At 67.2% G+C, this 509-nt stretch carries 1 protein-coding gene; it reads right to left on the reverse strand.

All coding sequences use genetic code 11. From position 1 onward, the window contains the following. Positions 1 to 509, reverse strand: a 509-nt coding sequence (locus tag JHD82_RS29025) for a class III extradiol dioxygenase subunit beta (protein ID WP_269848178.1), incomplete at both ends; no start/stop codon positions are given.

The raw sequence follows: 509 nt of genomic DNA on the forward strand, positions 1-509 counted from the left end.
CGGCCCAGGTTGAAGCAGCGCTGGCCCGACGGCACGGGGTACTGCACCACGTTGACGGCAAACGGAATCACCGGGCAGGGCCAGGCGCCCGTGCGCGCGTCCTGCTGGCCGCACATCAGCGACAGCGGCACGGTCAGGCCGTGGTCCACGTCCATCTTGTTGACGATGGTCAGGTCGAAGTCCTGCTGGATCACCGACTGCGCGATGTGGCTGGCCAGCTCCGGATGGCCGACGACCTTGGGCACGGGGCGCGGGCCCCAGCCTTCGTCGGCGGGCTGGTATTCAGCAGCCGTGCCGATGGCAAACGTCGGGATGAAGTCCAGGCTGAACGCGGTCGCGTGGTCGTTGTAGACCAGGAAGATCACGTCGGGCCTGTTGTCCTTGAGCCATTGGCGCGAGTGCTCGAAGCCCTTGAACAGCGGCTGCCAATAGGGGTCGCCCGCCTTGCCCAGGTCCATGGCCGCGCCGATGGCGGGCACATGCGAGGTGTAGACGGATGCGGTGATGCG

The organism is Delftia sp. ASV31, from assembly GCF_016428765.1.
GTDB lineage: Bacteria > Pseudomonadota > Gammaproteobacteria > Burkholderiales > Burkholderiaceae_C > Comamonas > Comamonas acidovorans.